Below are 215 nucleotides of genomic sequence, written 5' to 3' on the forward strand. Positions count from 1 at the left end.
GTGGCGGTCCGGCCAAACGCGAAACCAATACTATGCCGCAGTGGGCTGGTTCCTGTTGGTATTATTTACGTTATTGCGATCCAAAAAATAAAAAAAGTTTGGTTGACAAACAAATTGAAAAATATTGGAATCCAGTTGATTTGTATGTGGGCGGAGCTGAACATGCCACGCGTCATCTTATTTATGAGCGTTTTTGGCATAAATTTTTATTTGAC

At 40.0% G+C, this 215-nt stretch carries 1 protein-coding gene; it reads left to right on the plus strand.

Annotation, left to right across the window (positions count from 1 at the left end):
• The coding region (locus tag AAE027_RS39605) for a hypothetical protein (protein WP_479714286.1) at positions 1-215 on the plus strand (215 nt) is incomplete at both ends.

The sequence above is a fragment of the Bradyrhizobium sp. DN3 genome, from assembly GCF_041357655.1.
GTDB lineage: Bacteria > Pseudomonadota > Alphaproteobacteria > Rhizobiales > Xanthobacteraceae > Bradyrhizobium.